We start from the raw sequence: 20,796 nt of genomic DNA on the forward strand, positions 1-20,796 counted from the left end.
CCACCTTGCTCATGGCGTCGGTCAACCTCACGCGGGTACACGGCGTCCCAGACTGCGATGGCCGAGCCCACGGGATCCGACCGGGCCCCGGACCCGGCCGGCAAGGAGCGTGCATGAGCGAGGACACCACACAGCCCGCCCGTGCCGACACCCATGCCGAAGGCCGCCCCGGGAGGGCGGCCGCCGTAGTGGTCGGCGGCGGACTCGCCGGCATCACCTCGGCACTGGCACTCGCCGACGCCGGTATGCAGGTCACCCTGCTCGAAGGACGGCCACGCCTGGGCGGGCTCGCCTTCTCCTTCCAGCGCGACGGACTCAGTGTCGACAACGGCCAGCATGTCTACCTGCGCTGCTGCACGGCCTATCAGTGGTTTCTCGACCGTGTCGAGGCCACCTCACTCGCGCCACTGCAACGACGCCTTGACGTCCCCGTGCTCGACGCCGCGGCTGCCGTGCCTTCGAGGGGACCACGTCTGGGCCGGCTACGGCGCACCGCCCTACCGGTGCCGCTGCATCTGGCGCAGAGCCTGGCCACCTATCCACACCTCTCGCTCGCCGAACGCGCCCAGGTCGGCCGTGCCGCCCTGGCCCTCGGCCGGCTCGACCCCGCTGATCCCGCCCTGGACGGTCAGGACTTCGGCAGCTGGCTGGCCCGGCACGGGCAGTCGCCGCGCGCGATCGAGGCGCTGTGGGACCTGGTCGGTGTGGCCACCCTGAACGCCTGCGCGGGCGACGCCTCGCTCGCACTCGCCGCCAAGGTCTTCAAGACCGGGCTGCTGTCCGAGCCGGGCGCGGCCGACATCGGCTGGGCGCGGGTGCCCCTCGGTGACATCCATGACACGCTGGCACGCAAGGCGCTCGACTCCGCGGGCGTCCGTACCGAACTGCGAACACGCGTCACCTCCGTATCGCGGTCTTCCTCGACGTCGGACAATCCCGATAGTGACAACGGGCATTGGACCGTGGAGGTTCCCGGCGAGCGGATCCAGGCCGACACCGTCGTCCTGGCGACCGCTCAGCGCGAGGCGCACACCCTGCTGCCGGCCGGTGCCCTCGACGCCCCCGACCGGCTGCTCTCCATCGGCACCGCCCCCATCCTCAACGTCCACGTCGTCTACGACCGCCCGGTCCTCAGACGCCCCTTCTTCGCCGCGCTCGGCTCGCCCGTCCAGTGGGTCTTCGACCGCACCGAGGCGTCCGGCCTGACGCGGGGCCAGTACCTGGCGCTGTCGCAGTCGGCGGCGCAGGACATCATCGACGAACCCGTCGCCGCCCTGCGGGCGCGCTTCCTGCCGGAGCTGGAGCGGCTGCTGCCGCCCGCCCGCACCGCCCGGGTGCAGGACTTCTTCGTCACCAGGGAGCGCACCGCGACGTTCGCCCCCGTCCCCGGCGTCGGCAGGCTCCGGCCCGGCGCCCGCACCGACGCGCCCGGCCTCTACCTGGCCGGTGCATGGACCGCCACGGGCTGGCCCGCGACGATGGAGGGCGCGGTGCGCAGCGGGATCAGCGCCGCGCGCGCCGCCCTCACCGCCCTCGGCCGCCCGAGCGCGCACCTCTACGAGGAGGCGGCATGACGCCCGCGCCGCACGGGGCGGCCCCCCGAACCTCCGACACCGCCACCGCCGCGCCCACCGAAAGCACCGCCGGCGGCGCCGGCCGTGCCGTCGCGCCGGCCGGCACCGGCACTGCAACAGAAGGAGAGACCGTGCCCACTGTGCCCCCGGGCGAGTCCACCGCCGAGACGGTCGATGTGTCCACGCTGCTGGAGCGCGGCCGCACGCTGGCCACCCCGGTCCTGCGGGCCGCCGTGGACCGCCTCGCCCCGCCGATGGACACCGTCGCCGCCTACCACTTCGGGTGGATCGACGCCGAGGGCAACCCGGCGGACGGCGACGGCGGCAAGGCGGTGCGCCCCGCGCTCGCCGTGCTCTCCGCACAGGCCGCCGGTGCCGCCCCCGAGGTCGGTGTGCCGGCCGCGGTCGCCGTCGAGCTGGTGCACAACTTCTCCCTGCTCCACGACGACCTCATGGACGGCGACGAGCAGCGCCGCCACCGCGACACGGTGTGGAAGGTGCACGGGCCCTCCCAGGCGATCCTGGTCGGCGACGCGCTCTTCGCGCTCGGCAACGAGGTCCTGCTGGAGCTCGGCACCGTGGAGGCGGGCCGTGCCGCGCGCCGGCTGATCGCGGCCACCCGCGCCCTCATCGACGGCCAGGCGCAGGACATCTCCTTCGAGCACCGCGAGCGGGTCACCGTCGAGGAGTGCCTGGAGATGGAGGGCAACAAGACCGGCGCGCTGCTCGCCTGTGCCGTCTCCATCGGCGCCGTGCTGGGCGGCGCCGACGACCGCACCGCGGACACCCTCGCCGACTTCGGCTACCACCTCGGCCTGGCCTTCCAGGCGGTGGACGATCTGCTCGGCATCTGGGGCGACCCGCAGGCCACCGGCAAGCAGACCTGGAGCGACCTGCGCCAGCGCAAGAAGTCCCTGCCGGTGGTGGCGGCCCTCGCCGCGGGCGGTCCCGCCTCGGAGCGGCTGGGCGAGCTGCTCGCCGCCGACGCCAAGAGCAGCGACTTCGAGAACTTCTCCGAGGAGGAGTTCGCCACCCGCGCCGCGCTGATCGAGGAGGCGGGTGGCCGCCGGTGGACCACCGAGGAGGCGCGGCGCCAGCACACCGTCGCCGTCGAGGCGCTGAACGCCGTGGACATGCCGGACAGGGTGCGCGCGGAGCTGGTCGCGCTCGCCGACTTCGTCGTCGTACGGAAGAGATGATCGGCATCGGCCGGATGCATGTGTCGTCTGGAGGAGCACTCCAGCACCCGTAGCGAGTCGCCGGCCGGGTGTCCCCCAGGGACCGGCCGACGGCGGACCCAGCAGACCCACTGCACGAAGGGGAAGCCATGACAGCGACGACCGACGGAAGCACCGGAGCGGTACCGCCCCGCGCTGCCTCGGCCAGCGAGACCACCACAGTTGCCAAGGAGGAACACCACACGGCTTCCGAAGCCCCCGCCGCCACTCCTCAGAAGGCCCCCACCACCCCCGAGGACACCGCCCGCCGCGCCGTGCAGCGCGCCACCGACTTCCTGCTCGCCCGGCAGGACGACGCGGGCTGGTGGAAGGGCGACCTCGCGACCAACGTCACGATGGACGCGGAGGACCTGCTGCTCCGCCAGTTCCTGGGGATCCTCGACACGGCCACCGCCAAGGCCGCGGCGCTCTTCATCCGCGGGGAGCAGCGCGAGGACGGCACCTGGGCGACGTTCTACGGCGGCCCCGGCGAGCTCTCCACCACCGTCGAGGCGTATGTGGCGCTGCGGCTGGCCGGTGACGACCCCGACGAGCCGCACATGGCCCGTGCCTCCGCCTGGGTCCGGGAGCAGGGCGGCATCGCGGCGAGCCGGGTCTTCACCCGGATCTGGCTGGCCCTCTTCGGCTGGTGGAAGTGGGACGACCTGCCGGAGCTGCCGCCGGAGCTGATCTACTTCCCCAAGTGGTTCCCGCTCAACATCTACGACTTCGGCTGCTGGGCGCGCCAGACCATCGTGCCGCTCACCATCGTCTCCGCCAAGCAGCCGGTACGCCCCGCGCCGTTCCCGCTGGACGAGCTGCACACCGACCCCCGCAACCCCAACCCCGCGCAGTCGCCCGCGCCGCTGGCCAGCTGGGACGGTGTGTTCCAGCGCCTCGACAAGGCACTGCACGCCTACCACCGCGTCGCCCCGCGGCGGCTGCGGAAGGCCGCCATGCGCAGTGCGGCCCGGTGGATCATCGAGCGTCAGGAGAACGACGGCTGCTGGGGCGGCATCCAGCCGCCGGCCGTCTACTCGATCATCGCGCTGCACCTGCTCGGCTACGATCTGAAGCACCCGGTGCTGCGGGAGGGCATCGCGTCACTGGACCGGTACGCGGTGTGGCGCGAGGACGGCGCCCGGATGATCGAGGCGTGTCAGTCGCCGGTGTGGGACACCTGTCTCGCGACCATCGCCCTGGCCGACGCCGGCCTGCCGGCCGACCACCCACAGCTGGTCAAGGCCGCCGACTGGATGCTCGCCGAGCAGGTGGTCAGGCCCGGCGACTGGTCGGTCCGCAGGCCCGACCTGGCTCCCGGCGGCTGGGCCTTCGAGTTCGACAACGACAACTACCCGGACATCGACGACACCGCCGAGGTGGTGCTCGCCCTGCGGCGGGTGAAGCACCCGCACCCCGACCGTGTGGAGCGCGCCGTCGAGCGCGCGGTGCGCTGGAACCTGGGCATGCAGTCAAGGAACGGGGCGTGGGGCGCGTTCGACGTCGACAACACCAGCCCCTTCCCGAACCGGCTGCCCTTCTGCGACTTCGGCGAGGTCATCGACCCGCCGTCCGCGGACGTCACCGCGCACGTCGTGGAGATGCTGGCCGTCGAAGGCAAGGCACACGACCCGCGCACCCGGCGCGGCATCGACTGGCTCCTCGCCGAGCAGGAGAAGGACGGCTCGTGGTTCGGCCGGTGGGGTGTCAACTACGTGTACGGCACCGGTTCCGTGGTGCCGGCGCTGGTGCAGGCCGGGCTGCCCGGCTCGCACCCCGCGATCCGGCGCGCGGTCGGCTGGCTGGAGTCGGTGCAGAACGAGGACGGCGGCTGGGGCGAGGACCTGCGCTCCTACCGGGACGTGGCCGGGTGGTCGGGCCGGGGCGAGTCGACCGCCTCGCAGACGGCCTGGGCCCTGATGGCGCTGCTCGCGGCCGGCGAGCGGGAGTCCAAGGCGGTGGAGCGCGGCGTGGCGTGGCTGGCCGCGACCCAGCGCGAGGACGGCTCCTGGGACGAGCCGTACTTCACCGGCACCGGCTTCCCCTGGGACTTCTCCATCAACTACCACCTCTACCGGCAGGTGTTCCCCCTCACCGCGCTGGGCCGTTACGTCCACGGAGAGCCCTTCTCCGGCAAGGGGAGCTGATGGCCCCGACTCCGGCGTCCCAGGGCCCGCCTGGGCCCGCGCCGCTGCTGATCGCCTGTGCGCTCGGCATCGAACAGCTCGCCCTGCGCTCCTCCGCCCGCGGTGGTGCGCTCGGCCCCGTGACCGTGCTGCGCACGGGAATGGGCCCGAAGGCCGCCGACCGTGCCGTGACCCGGGCCCTGAGGACGCCTCGGCTGCGGGAGGCACCCGTGGTGGCGGCCGGGTTCTGCGCCGGGCTCGCCCCCGGCATGCACCCGGGCGACGTGGTCGTCGCGGAGGAGGCCCGCGAGCCGCGCGGGACCACCGCGTGCACCGGCACGGAGCTGCTGGTCGACCTGGTGGGCCGGGCGGCGCCCGGGCACACCGTGCACACCGGCCCGCTGACCGGGTCCGACCATGTGGTGCGCGGCCCGGAGCGCGCCGACCTGCGGGCCACCGGGGCGATCGCGGTGGACATGGAGTCCGCGGCCACGCTGTACAGCGCCACCCGGGAGGGGCCCCGTCCGGTTGCCGCCGTCCGGGTGGTCGTGGACGCTCCAGAGCACGAACTTGTCCGTATCAGCACGGTACGCGGGGGAATATCAGCCTTCCGTGTTCTCCGTGCCGTACTTCCCACTTTCTTTGAATGGCACCGTAATGTGCTGCTCCCTCGGAGGTGAGCTATATGGCCATGCCGCTCCGTCAGACCATCAAGGTCGCGACGTATCTCTTTGAACAGAAGCTCCGCAAGCGCGACAAGTTCCCGCTCATCGTGGAACTCGAGCCGCTGTTCGCCTGCAATCTGAAGTGCGAGGGCTGCGGAAAGATCCAGCACCCGGCCGGTGTGCTCAAGCAGCGCATGCCGGTGGCCCAGGCGGTGGGCGCGGTCCTCGAGTCGGGGGCGCCCATGGTGTCCATCGCCGGCGGCGAGCCGCTGATGCATCCCCAGATCGACGAGATCGTGCGGCAGCTCGTGGCGAAGCGGAAGTACGTCTTCCTCTGCACCAACGCCATGCTGCTCCGCAAGAAGATGGACAAGTTCACACCGTCCCCCTATTTCGCGTTCGCCGTGCACATCGACGGGCTGCGTGAGCGCCACGACGAGTCGGTGGCGAAGGAGGGTGTGTTCGACGAGGCCGTGGAGGCCATCAAGGAAGCCAAGCGGCGCGGCTTCCGGGTGACCACCAACTCGACCTTCTTCAACACCGACACACCGCAGACGATCATCGAGGTCATGAACTTCCTCAATGACGAGCTGAAGGTCGACGAGATGATGATCTCGCCCGCCTATGCCTATGAGAAGGCGCCCGACCAGGAGCACTTCCTCGGCGTCGAGCAGACCCGCGAGCTCTTCAAGAAGGCCTTCGCGGGCGGCAACAGGCTGCGCTGGCGGCTCAACCACTCGCCGCTGTTCCTCGACTTCCTCGAGGGCAAGGTCGACTTCCCCTGCACCGCCTGGGCGATTCCGAACTACTCCCTCTTCGGCTGGCAGAAGCCCTGCTACCTGATGAGCGACGGGTACGTGCCCACGTACCGGGAGCTGATCGAGAAGACCGACTGGGACGCCTACGGCCGCGGCAAGGACCCCCGCTGCGCCAACTGCATGGCCCACTGCGGTTACGAGCCGACCGCCGTGCTCGCCACCATGGGCTCCCTCAAGGAGTCGCTGCGCGCCGCCCGCGAGACCGTCTCCGGAAGCCGGTGACACCATGAGCTCAGCGGTCCCGGTCTCCCTCGGCCTTCCCGAGCTGCCGCCCCGCCCGCTGGCCCGGCGCCGGGCCAGCCGGCGGCTCCAGGTGGGGTCTGTTGCGGTGGGTGGGGATGCGCCGGTGTCGGTGCAGTCGATGACGACGACGCGGACGTCGGATGTGGGTGCGACGTTGCAGCAGATCGCGGAGTTGACCGCGGCGGGGTGCCAGATCGTGCGGGTGGCGTGTCCGACGCAGGATGATGCGGACGCGTTGGCCGCGATCGCGCGGAAGTCGCAGATTCCGGTGATTGCGGATATTCATTTCCAGCCGAAGTACGTGTTTGCCGCGATTGATGCGGGGTGTGCTGCGGTTCGGGTGAATCCTGGGAATATCAAGCAGTTTGACGACAAGGTTCGTGAGATTGCGAAGGCGGCTTCTGCCGCGGGGACGCCGATTCGTATCGGTGTGAATGCGGGTTCGTTGGACAAGCGGCTTCTCGAGAAGTACGGGAAGGCGACGCCCGAGGCGCTGGTGGAGTCGGCGTTGTGGGAGGCGTCGTTGTTCGAGGAGCATGGTTTCCGGGATATCAAGATCTCTGTGAAGCACAATGATCCGGTGGTGATGGTGAATGCGTACCGGTTGTTGGCTGAGCGGTGTGATTATCCGTTGCATCTGGGTGTGACGGAGGCGGGGCCTGCGTTCCAGGGGACGATCAAGTCGGCGGTGGCGTTCGGTGCGCTGTTGTCGGAGGGGATCGGGGACACGATTCGGGTGTCGTTGTCGGCGCCTCCTGTGGAGGAGGTGAAGGTCGGTATTCAGATTCTGGAGTCGTTGAATCTGCGGCAGCGGGGTCTGGAGATCGTGTCGTGTCCGTCGTGTGGTCGTGCGCAGGTGGATGTGTACAAGCTTGCGGAGGAGGTGACCGCGGGGTTGACGGGGATGGAGGTGCCGTTGCGGGTGGCGGTCATGGGGTGTGTGGTGAACGGTCCGGGTGAGGCGCGTGAGGCGGATCTCGGGGTGGCCTCGGGCAATGGCAAGGGGCAGATCTTCGTGAAGGGTGAGGTCATCAAGACGGTGCCGGAGTCGAAGATCGTGGAAACGCTGATCGACGAGGCGATGAAGATCGCCGAACAGATGGAGAAGGACGGCGTCGCCTCGGGGGAACCCGCCGTCACCGTGAGCTGACAGCAGGCAGTGAAGCCCAAGCAGGCACAGAGAGGGGGCCCGAGCGTGACGATTCTGGAGAGCATCCGGGGGCCGCGCGATCTGAAGGCGCTGTCCGAGGCGGAACTCGGCGTACTGTCCGAGGAGATCCGGGAGTTCCTGGTGCAGGCGGTCGCCAGGACCGGAGGTCATCTCGGGCCCAACCTGGGCGTGGTGGAACTCACCATCGCCCTGCACAGAGTCTTCGACTCACCCGTCGACCGCATCCTGTGGGACACGGGTCACCAGAGCTACGTCCACAAGCTCCTCACCGGTCGTCAGGACTTCTCCAAGCTGCGCGGCAAGGGCGGCCTGTCCGGCTACCCGTCGCGGGAGGAGTCCGAGCACGACGTCATCGAGAACAGCCACGCCTCCACCGCACTCGGCTGGGCCGACGGCCTCGCCAAGGCGCGTGAGGTGCGCGGCGAGAGCGGCCACGTGGTGGCCGTCATCGGCGACGGCGCGCTGACCGGAGGCATGGCCTGGGAGGCGCTCAACAACATCGCCGCCGCCAAGGACCGCCCCCTCATCATCGTCGTCAACGACAACGAGCGCTCGTACGCACCCACCATCGGCGGTCTCGCCAACCACCTCGCCACCCTGCGCACCACCGACGGCTACGAGAAGGTGCTCGCCTGGGGCAAGGACGTCCTGCAGCGCACCCCGGTCGTGGGTCAGCCGCTCTACGAGTCGCTGCACGGCGCCAAGAAGGGGTTCAAGGACGCCTTCGCACCGCAGGGCATGTTCGAGGACCTCGGGCTGAAGTACCTCGGCCCGATCGACGGCCACGACACCGCCGCCGTCGAGTCGGCGCTCCGGCGCGCCAAACGCTTCCACGGCCCGGTCCTGGTGCACTGCCTCACCGAGAAGGGCCGCGGCTACGAGCCCGCGCTCGCCGACGAGGCCGACCGGTTCCACACCGTGGGCGTCATGGACCCGCTCACCTGCGAGCCCCTGACACCCTCCGGCGGCCCGTCCTGGACGTCGGTGTTCGGCGACGAGATCGTCCGGCTCGGCGAGGAGCGCGAGGACATCGTGGCGATCACCGCCGCCATGCTGGACCCGGTGGGCCTGACCAAGTTCGCCGAGCGGTTCCCCGACCGGGTGTGGGACGTCGGGATCGCCGAACAGCACGCCACCGTCTCCGCGGCCGGCCTCGCCACCGGCGGGCTGCACCCGGTGGTCGCCCTCTACGCCACCTTCCTCAACCGCGCCTTCGACCAACTGCTGATGGACGTCGCCCTGCACAAGTGCGGCGTCACTTTCGTGCTGGACAGGGCCGGGGTCACCGGAGCCGACGGGCCCTCGCACAACGGCATGTGGGACATGTCCATCCTCCAGGTGGTGCCGGGCCTGCGGATCGCCGCCCCGCGCGACGCCGACCAGCTGCGCGCCCAGCTGAGGGAGGCGGTGGACGTGTCCGACGCGCCGACCCTGCTGCGGTTCCCCAAGGAGTCGGTGGGCCCCGCGATCCCCGCCGTCGAGCGGATAGGGGGCGTGGACGTGCTGCACCGCGCGGAGCGGCCGGAGGTGCTGCTGGTCGCCGTCGGGGTGATGGCCCCGGTCTGCCTCCAGGTCGCCGAGCTGCTCCAGGCCCGCGGACTGGGCTGCACCGTCGTCGACCCGCGCTGGGTCAAGCCCGTCGACCCGGCGCTCGTCCCGCTCGCCGCCGAGCACCGCATCGTGGCCGTCGTCGAGGACAACAGCCGGGCCGCGGGCGTCGGCGCCGCGGTGGCGCTGGCCCTCGCCGACGCCGAGGTGGACGTCCCCGTACGGCGGTTCGGCATCCCCGAGCAGTTCCTCCCGCACGCCAAGCGCGGCGAGGTGCTTGCCGACATCGGGCTCACGCCCGTCGAGATCGCCGGCCGGATCGGCGGACCGCCCGCCGCCCCGGACGGGCAGGCAGCAGCCAGGCCGGCAGCCAAGGAGAAACACGCATGACCACCCCACCCCCCGCCCACGACACCGGCGACGCCTCCCGGGGACGGACCGCCGGCGGCAAGGAGTTCGACCTCGGCAGGCTCCTCGCGGAGCGCGGCGCCGAGCGCTACGAGCTGCACGGCAGATACGTGAACCCGCAGCTGCCCCGGATGCTGCGCACCATCGGCTTCGACAAGGTCTACGAACGGGCCGAGGGCGCGTACTTCTGGGACGCCGAGGGCAACGACTACCTGGACATGCTCGCCGGCTTCGGCGTGATGGGCCTGGGCCGTCACCACCCCGTCGTCCGCAAGGCCCTGCACGACGTCCTGGACGCCTCGCTCGCCGACCTGACCCGTTTCGACTGCCAGCCGCTGCCGGGCCTGCTGGCCGAGAAGCTGCTCACCCACAGCCCCCACCTGGACCGCGTGTTCTTCGGCAACAGCGGCGCGGAGGCCGTGGAGACGGCGCTGAAGTTCGCCCGGTACGCCACCGGCAGGCCCAGGGTGCTGTACTGCACGCACGCCTTCCACGGGCTCACCACCGGCTCCCTGTCCGTCAACGGCGAGAGCGGCTTCCGGGACGGCTTCGCACCCCTGCTCCCCGACACGCCGATAGCGCTGGGCGATCTGGACGCACTCGCGAAGGAGCTGAAGAAGTCAGACGTCGCCGCCCTCATCGTCGAGCCGATCCAGGGCAAGGGTGTGCACGAGACGCCGCCGGGCTTCCTGCGGGCCGCCCAGGAGCTGCTGCACCGGCACAAGGCGCTGCTCATCGCGGACGAGGTGCAGACCGGCCTCGGCCGCACCGGGGACTTCTACGCCTACCAGCACGAGGACGGCGTGGAGCCGGACCTGGTGTGCGTGGCGAAGGCGCTCTCCGGCGGCTATGTGCCGGTCAGTGCCACGCTCGGCAAGGACTGGATCTTCAAGAAGGTGTACTCGTCGATGGACCGCGTGCTGGTCCACTCGGCGAGCTTCGGGTCCAATGCCCAGGCCATGGCAGCCGGGCTCGCGGTGCTGTCGGTGATGGAGAACGAGCAGATCGTCGCCAACGCCCGGGCCACCGGCGAGCTGCTGAAGTCCCGCCTCGCCGCGCTCATCGACCGCTACGAACTGCTCAGTGACGTGCGCGGGCGGGGCCTGATGGTCGGCATCGAGTTCGGCAGGCCCAGCTCGCTGAAGCTGCGCAGCCGCTGGACGATGCTCCAGGCTGCCCGCAAGGGCCTCTTCGCGCAGATGGTCGTGGTGCCGCTGCTGCAGAAGCACCGGATCCTCACCCAGGTCTCCGGCGACCACCTGGAGGTCATCAAGCTGATCCCGCCGCTGGTCATCGGGGAGGAGGAGGTGGAGCGCTTCGTGGCCGCCTTCACCGCCGTGATGGACGACGCGCACAACGGCGGCGGGCTGATGTGGGACTTCGGCAAGACGCTGGTCAAGCAGGCGATGGCCAACCGGTAGGGGAGGGCCGGAGCGGTGGGTGGCGGTCGGCCGGTGGGCGGTGGCCGGGTCGGTGGACGGCGGTCGCTCGCCGGGCGGTCGCCGACCGGTGGCGGGACGGCCCGCCCCTGGGGCGGGCCGTCAGCGCGGCGGGGGCTTCCGTCCCGGGCCGGGGGCGGGCCCGGGACCGTCCGGCCCTCAGCCCTTGCCGCCGATCTGGAAGAGGAGGAAGAGGAAGCCGGCGAGGAGGTGGCCGGCGAACACATAGATCAGCACGCGCACCCAGATCCCCCGGGGGATGCGGTCCTCGATCGGGTGGTCGGGATCGATCAGGGAGCCCGTGGCGTCCCGCCTGCGCCTCGTGGCGTCTTCCCGTCCGCCTTCAGACATGTCCGCCTCCTGCGGTTCGGCCGCCGCCCGCGGCACCGAGGCAGAGTGCCTCGGCCGGGCTCTGCAGCAGCGTGTGGACGAAGAGCAGCTCGGCCCCGCCCGCGTCGACGGCTGCCAGCCGGTGCGGGGTGAGCGAGTCGAAGTGGGCGCTGTCGCCGGGTGCGAGGACGTGCTCGGAGTCGCCGAGGCGCAACCGCAGCCGCCCCTGGAGCGCGTACAGCCACTCCTCGCCCGGGTGCACCCGGACGATGTCGCTCTGCGAGCCGTGCGGGATGAGCACCCGCAGCGCCTGCATGCCGCGCCCCGGCGCTCCGGCCTGCCAGTACGTCCACCCGCCGGCGCGGCGCGCGGCGGCCTCGGCGGCGCGGACGACGGCGCCGGGCCCCGGCGCGGTCTCGCCGAGCAGCTCGGAGACGGTGGTGCCGTAGGCGCGGGCGAGGGTGAGCAGCAGGGGCAGCGAGGACTGGCGCCGGCCGGTCTCCAGCCGGGACAGATGGGCGGGGGAGAGCCCGGCCGAGCGCGCCGCGGCCTCCAGGGTGAGCGCCGCCCGACGACGCAGCTCCCTGAGGCGGACGGCGACGGCGGGCATGGTCTCGTCGGCGGGGCTCATACCGTCGATGAAGCCAGAGGGGCTGTCTGCGGGGCAAATTTTTTGCCTGTGAGGCAAAAGCAGGTGAGCTGCCCGCGTCGCGAGACCGTGTGACCGGCCGTGGCGGCGCCACGGCACCGGCCCGGTATGCGGAAGGACTTCAGGAGACGCGGGCGGTGGTCGGCCGCGGTCGGCGCGCCGCTCGGACAGGAGGCTTCCGGGTGGCGGCGGGCTGACCCGACTGCTCAGCAGGCGGCTCCCGGACGGGCCTGGACAGCACACGAATACGTTGACCACACTCCGTACCGTCGGAGAATACGTGCACTGGGAAAGGAAATCCGTGAGCAGTGGGGAGCGAACAGAGGCGATACCGGACCAGCCCTCGTCGGATACCGGGCCGCGGCAGGCTGCGGCCGCCGCGCCGGCCCCACGCGGCCGCGGCCCCGTCGTCGCCGCGCTGATGCTGTCGATGGCGCTCTCCGCCCTCGACGGCACGATCGTCTCCACCGCCGTCCCGCAGATCGTCGCCGACCTCGGCGGCTTCTCCGTCTTCTCGTGGCTGTTCTCCGGCTACCTGCTCGCCGTCACCGTGACGCTCCCCCTGTACGGGAAGATCTCCGACACGTTGGGCCGCAAGCCCGTCCTCGTCGTCGGCATCGTCCTGTTCGTCATCGGCTCCCTGCTGTGCGCCACCGCGTGGAACATGGCCGCGCTCATCGCCTTCCGTGTGGTGCAGGGACTCGGCGGCGGCGCGCTCCAAGGCACCGTGCAGACCGTCGCCGCGGACCTCTACCCCCTGAAGGAACGCCCCAAGATCCAGGCCAGGCTGTCCACGGTCTGGGCGACCTCATCCGTGGCGGGCCCCGCCGTCGGCGGCCTCTTCGCCGGTTACCTCGACTGGCGCTGGATCTTCCTCATCAACCTGCCGATCGGCGCGCTCGCGCTGTGGCTGATCGTCAAGCACCTGCACGAACCCTCCCGCGCCACGGCCCCCGGCGCGGGCACCAGGACAGCGAAGGAAGCCGCACCCGTCCAGCGGCCCCGGATCGACTGGGCCGGTGCGCTCGCCGTCTTCGCCGCCGGCGCCCTGCTGCTGACCGCGCTCGTCCAGGGCGGTGTGGCCTGGCCCTGGCTCTCCGCCCCGAGCCTCGCCTTCTTCGGTGGCGCCGCCGCACTCGTCCTCGCCACCGTGGTCATCGAACGGCGGGCCGCGGAACCGATCATCCCCGGCTGGGTGTGGCGCCGCCGCACCATCGCCGCCGTGAACCTCGCGCTCGGCGCCATGGGCCTCCTGTCGGTCGCGCCGACCGTGTTCGTCCCCACCTACGCGCAGTCCGTGCTCGGTCTCGGCCCGATCCCGGCCGGCTTCGTGCTGTCCGCGATGACGTTGAGCTGGCCCATCGCCGCGGCCCTCTCCAGCCGTGTCTACAACCGCATCGGCTTCCGCCTCACCGCCGTCACCGGCATGTCCGTCGCCACGCTGACCCTGTTCGCGTTCCCCTTCCTGCCCTTCCCCGGACAGGCCTGGCAGCCCGCGCTGATGATGCTGGTGCTCGGCGGCGGACTCGGCCTCTTCCAGCTCCCGTTGATCATCGGCGTCCAGTCCACGGTCGGCTGGTCGGAGCGCGGTACCGCGACCGCGTCGATCCTTTTCAACCGGCAGATCGGCCAGAGCGCCGGCGCGGCGCTCTTCGGTGCCATCGCCAACGGCATCCTGGCCGGGCGGCTCGCCCACGCGCACGGGCTCGAACTGCCCGGCGACCTCGACTCCGTGTCGCGCCCCCTCGGCGACCCCGGCTCGCTGAGCGCGGCCGTCGCCGACTACCTGCGCCGCGCCGTGGACTCCGCCGTCGACGGCGTCTTCCTGGGCGCCGCCGTGGCCGCCGTACTCACCGTGCTGGTGCTGCTGTTCGTCGCGCCGCGCCGCTTCCCCGTCATCCAGGAAGAGGGCACGCAGAGGAACCCGGACGCCCCTCTCACGCAGGGTGGCGGCGCCTGAACGACCCGCGCCCGGCACTGCCCCCGGCGGTCCGGGCGCGAGTCCCCGGCCCGATCCGGCGCGCTTTCGGTGCGGCACTCGGATTCGGTGCGGCACTCGGACGCCGGGCCCGCGCACTCCCATTCCGTCGTGCCAAGTCGCTTGACTCGCGCCTGACACCGTGTGCACCTCCCGGCGCCCCCACCTCCCGTCAACCGGGCCCAGCCAGTCAGGGGACAGCGTGCGACAGCGAGCCCGGACGCATCGTCTCCGGTCGGTCCGATCACCCTGGATGTCTTGTCGCCGGAAGAGCCGCGCCATAAGGTGTGGCCACGTTGACGTGATCATGTCCCGGACCCCGCCGCCTCGTTCCAGGAGTGCACGTGCTCGCTGCCCACACAGAGGTCTGCCCCGCCCGTCCGCGCCGGAGGTCCGCCCGGATGCGATTCCTCGGCACCGCCGTGGCGGTCCTCGCGGTGGTCTCCTCCCCCCTGACGGCCGAGAGCACCGCCGCGGCCGCGGCCGTGGACGGCCGCGGCGCACCGGGCCAGGGCGACCCCTACTTCCCGCTCGCGGGGAACGGGGGCTACACCACCCGGCACTACGATCTGGACCTCGCCTACGACCCGGTCACGCGGCGGCTGGACGGCACCGCAGACATCACCGCACGCGCCACCCAGCACCTCAAGACGTTCGACCTCGACCTGTCCGGGCTGACGGTGCGCGGCGTACGGGTGAACGGACGGACGGCACGATGGACGCGTGAGGGGCAGGAACTCGTCATCACGCCCGCGAAGTCGCTCAGGAAGGGGGAGGGCTTCCGCGTCGCCGTCTCCTACGGCGGCGTGCCGGAGAACGTCACCGACCCCGACGGGTCCCCGGACGGCTGGATCCCCACCGACGACGGCGCGTTCGTCGCGGGTGAGCCGCAGGGCGCCATGTCCTGGTTCCCCGCCGACAACCACCCTCTGGACAAGGCCTCGTACACCTTCGAGATCACCGTGCCGGCCGGATACACCGCGGTCGCGGGCGGCGTGCCGACCTCACAGCGGACCAGGGGAGGAAAGACCACCTTCCGCTGGCGCCAGGCCGAGCCCATGGCCTCCTATCTCGCCACCGCCACGATCGGGAAGTTCGACGTCCAGCGGTACACCACCGCCTCGGGCATTCCCGTCTACAACGCGGTGGACCCCCGCGAGGCGGCCGACGCCGCCCCGGCACTCGCACAGATCCCGGCGATCCTCGACTGGGAGAGCAACCTCTTCGGTCCGTACCCCTTCTCGGCCGCGGGCGCCATCGTCGACCACGCCCCGGATGTGGGCTACGCCCTGGAGACGCAGACGCGGCCGCTCTACGACAGGGCGCCGGATGTCGGCACGATCGTCCACGAAACCGCGCACCAGTGGTTCGGCGACTCCGTGAGCCTGACCAGTTGGCAGGACATCTGGCTCAACGAGGGCTTCGCCACCTACGCGGAGTGGCTCTGGGAGGAACAGCACGGCGGGCAGAGCGCCCAGGCCCGCTTCGACGGCTACTACGCCCGCCCGGCCACCAACAGTCTGTGGGCCTTCCCGACCGGGAATCCCGGCGAGGGCGCGAACATCTTCGCCTCGCCCGTCTACACCCGAGGCGCGATGACCTTGCACAAGCTGCGCACGGCCGTCGGCGACGCGCACTTCTTCACCATCCTGAAGACCTGGGCCCGCAGCCACCGCTACGGCCACGGAACCACCGCCCAGTTCATCGCGCTCAGCGAGCAGGTGTCCGGCAAGAACCTCGGCGACCTCTTCCACACCTGGCTCTACACCGCGGGCAAACCCGCCCAGCCGTAGTCCGGGGCTGCGCCGGAAAGCGGGACCGGCGCCCGACGTCCGAAGGGTCTCGGTCCCGGCCTCGCCGAGCCGTGGGAGCACGTGCACGAGAGCGGCGCTCCACCGCGTCGGCGGTGTGTGCACCGGTGGCGTGCCGGCTCGGGAGCGGTGGTGGCCCGCCCTGCCGTGGGGCGGGCGGGCGAGCCCGGTGGGCTCAGTCGCGCAGCCGCTCGTACAGCTTCTCGCGCAGTTCGGGTGTGACGCCCAGGCCGTCGGCCAGGTAGCCCTCCACACCGCCCCAGTTCTTCTCCATCTCGTCGAACGCGGCGGCGAGGTACTCCGCGCGGGCGTCGAAGAGAGGCGACAGCAGCTCCATGACCTCGGCGGACATCGCGTCCGGCGAGGAACTGCTGCGGTGCACCTTGTAACGGCGGTGCGTGGCGTTCGACTTCAGGTAGTCCGCCTCGATGGCGTCCCGCTCGACCCCCAGCGCCAGCAGTGTCACCGCGATGGACAGGCCGGCGCGGTCCTTGCCCGCCGCGCAGTGCATCAGCACGGGCACGCTGCCGTCGGCCAGCGCGCGCAGCACCCTGCCGTGCTCCTTGGTGCGGGTGCGCACCATCAGCCGGTACGACGTGACCATCCGGTGCGCCGCCTTGCCGTCGTCCAGCAGGCCGCGCAGCTCGTCCAGGCTGCCCTCGCGGACCATCGTCCAGAACTCGGCGCCGTGCGCCGGGTCCGTCAGCGGCATGTTCACATGACGGACGCCGTCCAGTGCGACGTCCCTGCCATCGAGCTGGAGGTCGGCCGCGTTGCGGAAGTCGAAGATCGTGTGCAGCCCCAGGGAGGCCAGGTAGCGCGCGTCGTCCTCCGTGGCATGGGCCAGGTGGCCGCTGCGGAACAGCCGTCCGTACCGCACTCGCCGGCCGTCGACGGTGGGCAGGCCGCCCAGGTCGCGGAAGTTGCGCACGCCGGTGAGCTCCGGCTCGGTGGACGGGACCTGCTGCGTCACGGGTGCTCCTCCCGGTCGTGCCGCCGCCGCTCACCGACGGGGCGCGCTGCCGACGATACGGCACCCGGTCCGCGGTGATCTTCCGTGCGGTGATCGAGGCAGGGGCCACAGGCCGACCTGGACTCCGGCCCCGTCGGAGCGAGTGCCGCGGCCATCCCGTGATGCGGCATCTGCCCGAAATGGCAACGTATGCCCAAGTGGCCCTGGAATGCGGATGCCTGGCGCGGGTGGCCGTGAGCAGGATCATAGTCGTGACGGTGGGTGGCGGCCGGGTGCGCGGCAATTCCTCGCGATCGCAATCCCGTTGGGGCGCGCGGAAGCCCGTCGTGCGACGCAGGGTGACCGCCGACCCGGCGATGGATCTTGGGAATGTCCGTATAGCGGGCACACGGCGGTGGCCTGCGGGTTGTGATCGTCATTCCGGTTCGCTTAGCGTCACGCTCACTCCGGGCGGACGCCGAGTCCTGCCACCGCCCGGGAACCGGACACCCACCCACGCCTGGCAGGAGCGGGGGAACCGCACGCAGTACGCCGGTCCGCACTCCGGAACGGCTAGGGGTGAAGCCGCGGACACACCGCGGCCGGGCATCTCCAGCCCGAACCCGACAGCTCACCTCGCAGGCGCCGGAGAGGAAATGCGTCATGCCCGCGAAGGGTAAGCACCGTCGTCCCAAGTCCCAGCGTCTCACCCGCAAGCTCGCCGTTGCCGGCACCGGCAGCGCCGCGCTCGCCCTGCCCCTGATGGCCGCCACGGGCGCGCACGCGGCCCCGGCCGCGGGCCACGTCCACCAGGCGGACGGCAAGAAGGCCGCGGTGGCCACGTACACCGTCAAGCCGCACGACACCCTGGCCAGGATCGCCCACAAGAAGCACGTACGCGGCGGCTGGAAGCACCTGTACCGCCTCAACCACAAGGTCGTCGGCAGCGACCCCGACATGATCCACCCGGGCCAGAAGCTGGTGCTGGGCCACCGGCCCGGTGCTCACGCGTCCAAGGCCGGCACCTCCGCGCCGTCGGCCGCCGGCACCTCCACCGGCCGGTCCTCCGCCGCGAAGGCGACCGACACCGCCGACCAGACCTCCGGTTCCGGTTACACGCTGCCGGTGGACGGCGCCACCCTCGGCACGCCGTGGCACCAGGCGGGCAGCATGTGGGCCAGCGGCTACCACACCGGACAGGACTTCATCGTGCCCTCCGGCACGCCGGTGCACGCCATCGCCGACGGCACCGTCGTCACCGCCGGCTGGGGCGGCGCCTACGGCAACCAGGTCGTGATCAAGCACAGCGACGGCAAGTACTCCCAGTACGCGCACATGTCGGCCCTGAAGGTCTCGGCCGGGCAGACCGTGAAGGAGGGCCAGGAGATCGGCCTCTCCGGCGCGACGGGCAACGTCACCGGCCCGCACGTGCACTTCGAGATCCGCACCACGCCCGACTACGGCTCCGACATCGACCCGTTGGCGTACCTGCGCTCGCACGGCGTCAACGTCTGACCGGCCCGTCCCCGGGGTATGACCCCGGGGACCGTGCACAACTCCGGGTGCCCGCGCGGCTCCCGGTGCCGCGGACGCCATGACTGCGGACTCCTCAGGAGCGGGGGCCCACCAGGGGACGGTGGGCCCCCGCTCGGGCGCTCCGCGGGTCTCCCGCACGCCCTGAGCCGGGCCGGGGGCAACGGCCTCCGGCCCCGCCCGCCGCACGGCCTGGGTCCCGTCCGGCGCGCGTTCGTGCCGGCCTTCCGGCATGGCTTCCCGTGGCCCTCCCGCACGGTCCCGGTGCGGCCCGACGGTGGCGCATCTCACCCGTCGTCAACCCATGGCTACGGTCGCGTAGGTCGAGGGGTGAGGGGGAGGATGATGCGACGTGGGAGAGAAGTCGACACGCTCCAGACCTTCCGGCGCGGCGGTGATCCGTTCGTACGCGGCCCTCGGCGACAGCTTCACCGAGGGCGTCGGGGACCCGGGACCCGACGGTCGCTTCGTCGGCTGGGCCGACCGGCTGGCGGTCCTGCTCGACGAGCACGCGTCCGGCCACCGCTTCCGGTACGCCAATCTCGCCGTGCGGGGCAAGCTCCTGGACCAGATCGTCGCGGACCAGGTTCCCCGGGCCAGGGAACTCGCCCCCGACCTGGTGACCTTCTGTGCGGGCGGCAACGACATCATCCGCCCCGGCACCGACCCGGACGACGTCGCCGAGCGCTTCGAGAAGGCGGTCGCCGAGCTCACCTCCGCGGTCGGCACCGTCATGGTGACCACCGGCTTCGACACCCGGGGCGTGCCCGTGCTGCGCCGGCTGCGCGGCAAGATCGCCACCTATAACGGCCACGTACGGGCCATAGCCGACCGGTTCGGATGCCCGGTGCTCGACCTCTGGTCGTTCAAGTCCGTCCAGGACCGGCGGGCCTGGGTGGCGGACCGGCTGCACCTGTCGACCGAGGGCCACAGCCGGGTGGCGCTGCGGGCGGGTCAGATCCTCGGCCTGGACGTCCCCGGCGACCCCGACAGTCCCTGGCCGCCGCTGCCGCCGCGGACCGTCCTGGAACTCCGCCGGGACGACATCCACTGGGCCCGTGAGTATCTCGTGCCGTGGATAGGGCGCCGGCTGCGCGGTGAGTCGTCCGGGGACCACGCGGTGGCGAAGCGGCCGGATCTGCTGCCGCTTGCGTAGGGGGCGGCCGGGGTTCCGGTCAGCGGGGCCCGCGTTCGCCTGGCGGAGGGCGGCTCCCCCCCGGAGCCCGGCCCGGGTACCCGGGGCGCGTCGAAGGCCGCGGGCCTCGTCGTGGCTGGTCGCGCCCACGCGGCGGAGTCGCGCGATGTCACAGCCCCGCCCCTTCTCGGGCATGCCACGGGCCGTTCGTCGGCCCCCTTTCGGGCGGGCCGGCTGCTCAGGGGTGCCCGGGGCCGGGGGCTCGCAGGCCACGGATCTCGTCATGGCCTGTCGCACCGTTCCCTGCGCCCCTTTCCGGTGCACTCAGGGGTGTTTGGTCGTGTTTGCCTGCTGTGCCGGGATTGGTGTGTGGGTCTTGGAAGCTGAGGGCAGGGGGCTGGGCGAGCTACTAGGGTGACCGGGTGGTGAGAGAGCGGTTGAGTGTGGCGGAGCGGCGCCAGGAGCTGCTGGGCGCCACCGTGGAGCTGATCGCGGCGCGCGGAGTGGACTCCGTGCGCATCGGTGACATCGCCGCGTCCCTCGGCGTCAGCAACGCACTCGTGCTGTACCACTTCTCGACCAAGGAGAAGCTGGTAGCCGCGGCCTTCTCGCACGCCGCCGAGCGCGACCTGGAGCGCCTGGGCAAGCTGGTGCGGCGGCGCACCACGGCGGTGCGGCGGCTGCGGGCCGCGGTGCGCTGGTATGCGCCGATCGGGCCCGCCAAGGGGTGGCGGCTGTGGATCGAGGCCTGGGCGGCCGCGCTGCGCGAGCCCGCGCTGCGGACAGTGGCCCGGGAGCTCGACCGGCAGTGGAAGGCGGCGCTGACCGGAGTGATCGCGGAAGGCGTGGCCGCGGGCGAGTTCCACTGCCCCGACCCCACGGCGGCCGCGCAACGGCTGACGGCGCTCCTGGACGGCCTCGCGGTCCAGGTGACGGCCTACGACGGAGCCGTCCCGCAGTCCAGAGTCCGCCGGTGGGCGGACGAGGCCCTCACCCGGGAACTACACCTGGACCAGCAGGCCTGAGCCCGTCCGCACCCCCTCTGCGACCGCCGACGAACAGAGGCCCAGCAGCACACTCCGCGGCACCCCGGTGGAGACGCCGCCCCGTGACAACGTGCGGCTCCGCCGTGCGGTCGCGCCGAGCCACGACGAGACCCGCACTCCCTGACGACCTCAAGCGGCACCCCCGCCCGGGCT

General features: G+C 71.7%; 16 protein-coding genes and 1 riboswitch. Of the genes, 13 read left to right on the forward strand and 3 right to left on the reverse strand.

The window, feature by feature from the left end:
* Nucleotides 1-113: 113 nt before the first annotated feature.
* The 8 genes from hpnE (at nt 114) to ACSMXW_RS32665 (ending at nt 11,191) form a co-directional block, all read left to right on the forward strand.
* Entirely contained in the window at nt 114-1,574 is a 1,461-nt protein-coding gene (gene hpnE / locus ACSMXW_RS32630) for a hydroxysqualene dehydroxylase HpnE (RefSeq protein WP_485801662.1), read from the forward strand.
* A gap of 131 nt (nt 1,575-1,705) precedes the next feature.
* Entirely contained in the window at nt 1,706-2,773 is a 1,068-nt protein-coding gene (locus ACSMXW_RS32635) for a polyprenyl synthetase family protein (RefSeq protein ID WP_485801664.1), read from the forward strand.
* A gap of 128 nt (nt 2,774-2,901) precedes the next feature.
* Entirely contained in the window at nt 2,902-4,938 is a 2,037-nt protein-coding gene (shc, locus tag ACSMXW_RS32640; RefSeq protein ID WP_485801666.1) for a squalene--hopene cyclase, read from the forward strand.
* A complete protein-coding gene (locus ACSMXW_RS32645; RefSeq protein WP_485801668.1) occupies nt 4,938-5,597 on the forward strand; it encodes a phosphorylase family protein in 660 nt (219 codons plus the stop codon). Before shc ends, ACSMXW_RS32645 begins: the two co-directional genes overlap by 1 nt.
* A 5-nt stretch (nt 5,598-5,602) precedes the next feature.
* Entirely contained in the window at nt 5,603-6,622 is a 1,020-nt protein-coding gene (hpnH, locus tag ACSMXW_RS32650; RefSeq protein ID WP_485801670.1) for an adenosyl-hopene transferase HpnH, read from the forward strand.
* Between the two features lie 4 nt (nt 6,623-6,626).
* The gene (gene ispG / locus ACSMXW_RS32655) at nt 6,627-7,793 is read left to right on the forward strand and encodes a flavodoxin-dependent (E)-4-hydroxy-3-methylbut-2-enyl-diphosphate synthase (RefSeq protein ID WP_485801672.1); all 1,167 of its coding nucleotides are present in this window, start codon (nt 6,627-6,629) and stop codon (nt 7,791-7,793) included.
* 45 nt (nt 7,794-7,838) lie between these two features.
* Nucleotides 7,839-9,752: a 1-deoxy-D-xylulose-5-phosphate synthase gene (dxs, locus tag ACSMXW_RS32660; protein ID WP_485801673.1), complete on the forward strand. Its 1,914-nt coding sequence runs from the start codon at nt 7,839-7,841 to the stop codon at nt 9,750-9,752.
* Nucleotides 9,749-11,191 carry an aspartate aminotransferase family protein gene (locus ACSMXW_RS32665; RefSeq protein ID WP_485801675.1) on the forward strand — a complete coding sequence of 481 codons (1,443 nt, stop codon included), beginning with the start codon at nt 9,749-9,751 and terminating at the stop codon, nt 11,189-11,191. Before dxs ends, ACSMXW_RS32665 begins: the two co-directional genes overlap by 4 nt.
* Before the next feature lie 177 nt (nt 11,192-11,368).
* Here the strand turns inward: ACSMXW_RS32665 and ACSMXW_RS32670 are convergent, their stop codons facing one another.
* Nucleotides 11,369-11,560 (reverse strand): DUF6126 family protein, encoded by a 192-nt coding sequence (locus ACSMXW_RS32670; protein WP_485801677.1) that lies wholly within the window; start codon nt 11,558-11,560, stop codon nt 11,369-11,371.
* Nucleotides 11,553-12,170: a helix-turn-helix domain-containing protein gene (locus tag ACSMXW_RS32675; protein ID WP_485801679.1), complete on the reverse strand. Its 618-nt coding sequence runs from the start codon at nt 12,168-12,170 to the stop codon at nt 11,553-11,555. Before ACSMXW_RS32675 ends, ACSMXW_RS32670 begins: the two co-directional genes overlap by 8 nt.
* Before the next feature lie 346 nt (nt 12,171-12,516).
* Between ACSMXW_RS32675 and ACSMXW_RS32680 the strand changes: the two genes are divergently transcribed.
* Together ACSMXW_RS32680 and ACSMXW_RS32685 are read left to right on the forward strand one after the other, a co-directional pair.
* Complete coding sequence (locus ACSMXW_RS32680) at nt 12,517-14,148, forward strand: MFS transporter (RefSeq protein ID WP_485808455.1); 1,632 nt, start codon at nt 12,517-12,519, stop codon at nt 14,146-14,148.
* 419 nt (nt 14,149-14,567) lie between these two features.
* A complete protein-coding gene (locus tag ACSMXW_RS32685) occupies nt 14,568-15,959 on the forward strand; it encodes a M1 family metallopeptidase (RefSeq protein ID WP_485801681.1) in 1,392 nt (463 codons plus the stop codon).
* Nucleotides 15,960-16,152: 193 nt separating this feature from the next.
* Here the strand turns inward: ACSMXW_RS32685 and ACSMXW_RS32690 are convergent, their stop codons facing one another.
* On the reverse strand, nt 16,153-16,950 hold the full coding sequence (locus ACSMXW_RS32690) for a tyrosine-protein phosphatase (RefSeq protein ID WP_485801683.1): 798 nt from the start codon (nt 16,948-16,950) through the stop codon (nt 16,153-16,155).
* A gap of 480 nt (nt 16,951-17,430) precedes the next feature.
* A riboswitch (cyclic di-AMP (ydaO/yuaA leader) is annotated at nt 17,431-17,589 on the forward strand.
* A 3-nt stretch (nt 17,590-17,592) separates the two neighbouring features.
* Between ACSMXW_RS32690 and ACSMXW_RS32695 the strand changes: the two genes are divergently transcribed.
* The 3 genes from ACSMXW_RS32695 (at nt 17,593) to ACSMXW_RS32705 (ending at nt 20,622) form a co-directional block, all read left to right on the forward strand.
* Entirely contained in the window at nt 17,593-18,444 is an 852-nt protein-coding gene (locus ACSMXW_RS32695) for a LysM peptidoglycan-binding domain-containing M23 family metallopeptidase (RefSeq protein ID WP_485801684.1), read from the forward strand.
* A gap of 370 nt (nt 18,445-18,814) precedes the next feature.
* Nucleotides 18,815-19,618 carry an SGNH/GDSL hydrolase family protein gene (locus ACSMXW_RS32700; RefSeq protein WP_485801686.1) on the forward strand — a complete coding sequence of 268 codons (804 nt, stop codon included), beginning with the start codon at nt 18,815-18,817 and terminating at the stop codon, nt 19,616-19,618.
* Between the two features lie 401 nt (nt 19,619-20,019).
* Nucleotides 20,020-20,622, forward strand: coding sequence for a TetR/AcrR family transcriptional regulator (locus ACSMXW_RS32705; protein WP_485801688.1), 603 nt, complete (start codon nt 20,020-20,022; stop codon nt 20,620-20,622).
* The last annotated feature ends 174 nt before the right edge of the window (nt 20,623-20,796 follow it).

It is taken from the genome of Streptomyces sp. DSM 116793, assembly GCF_057320905.1.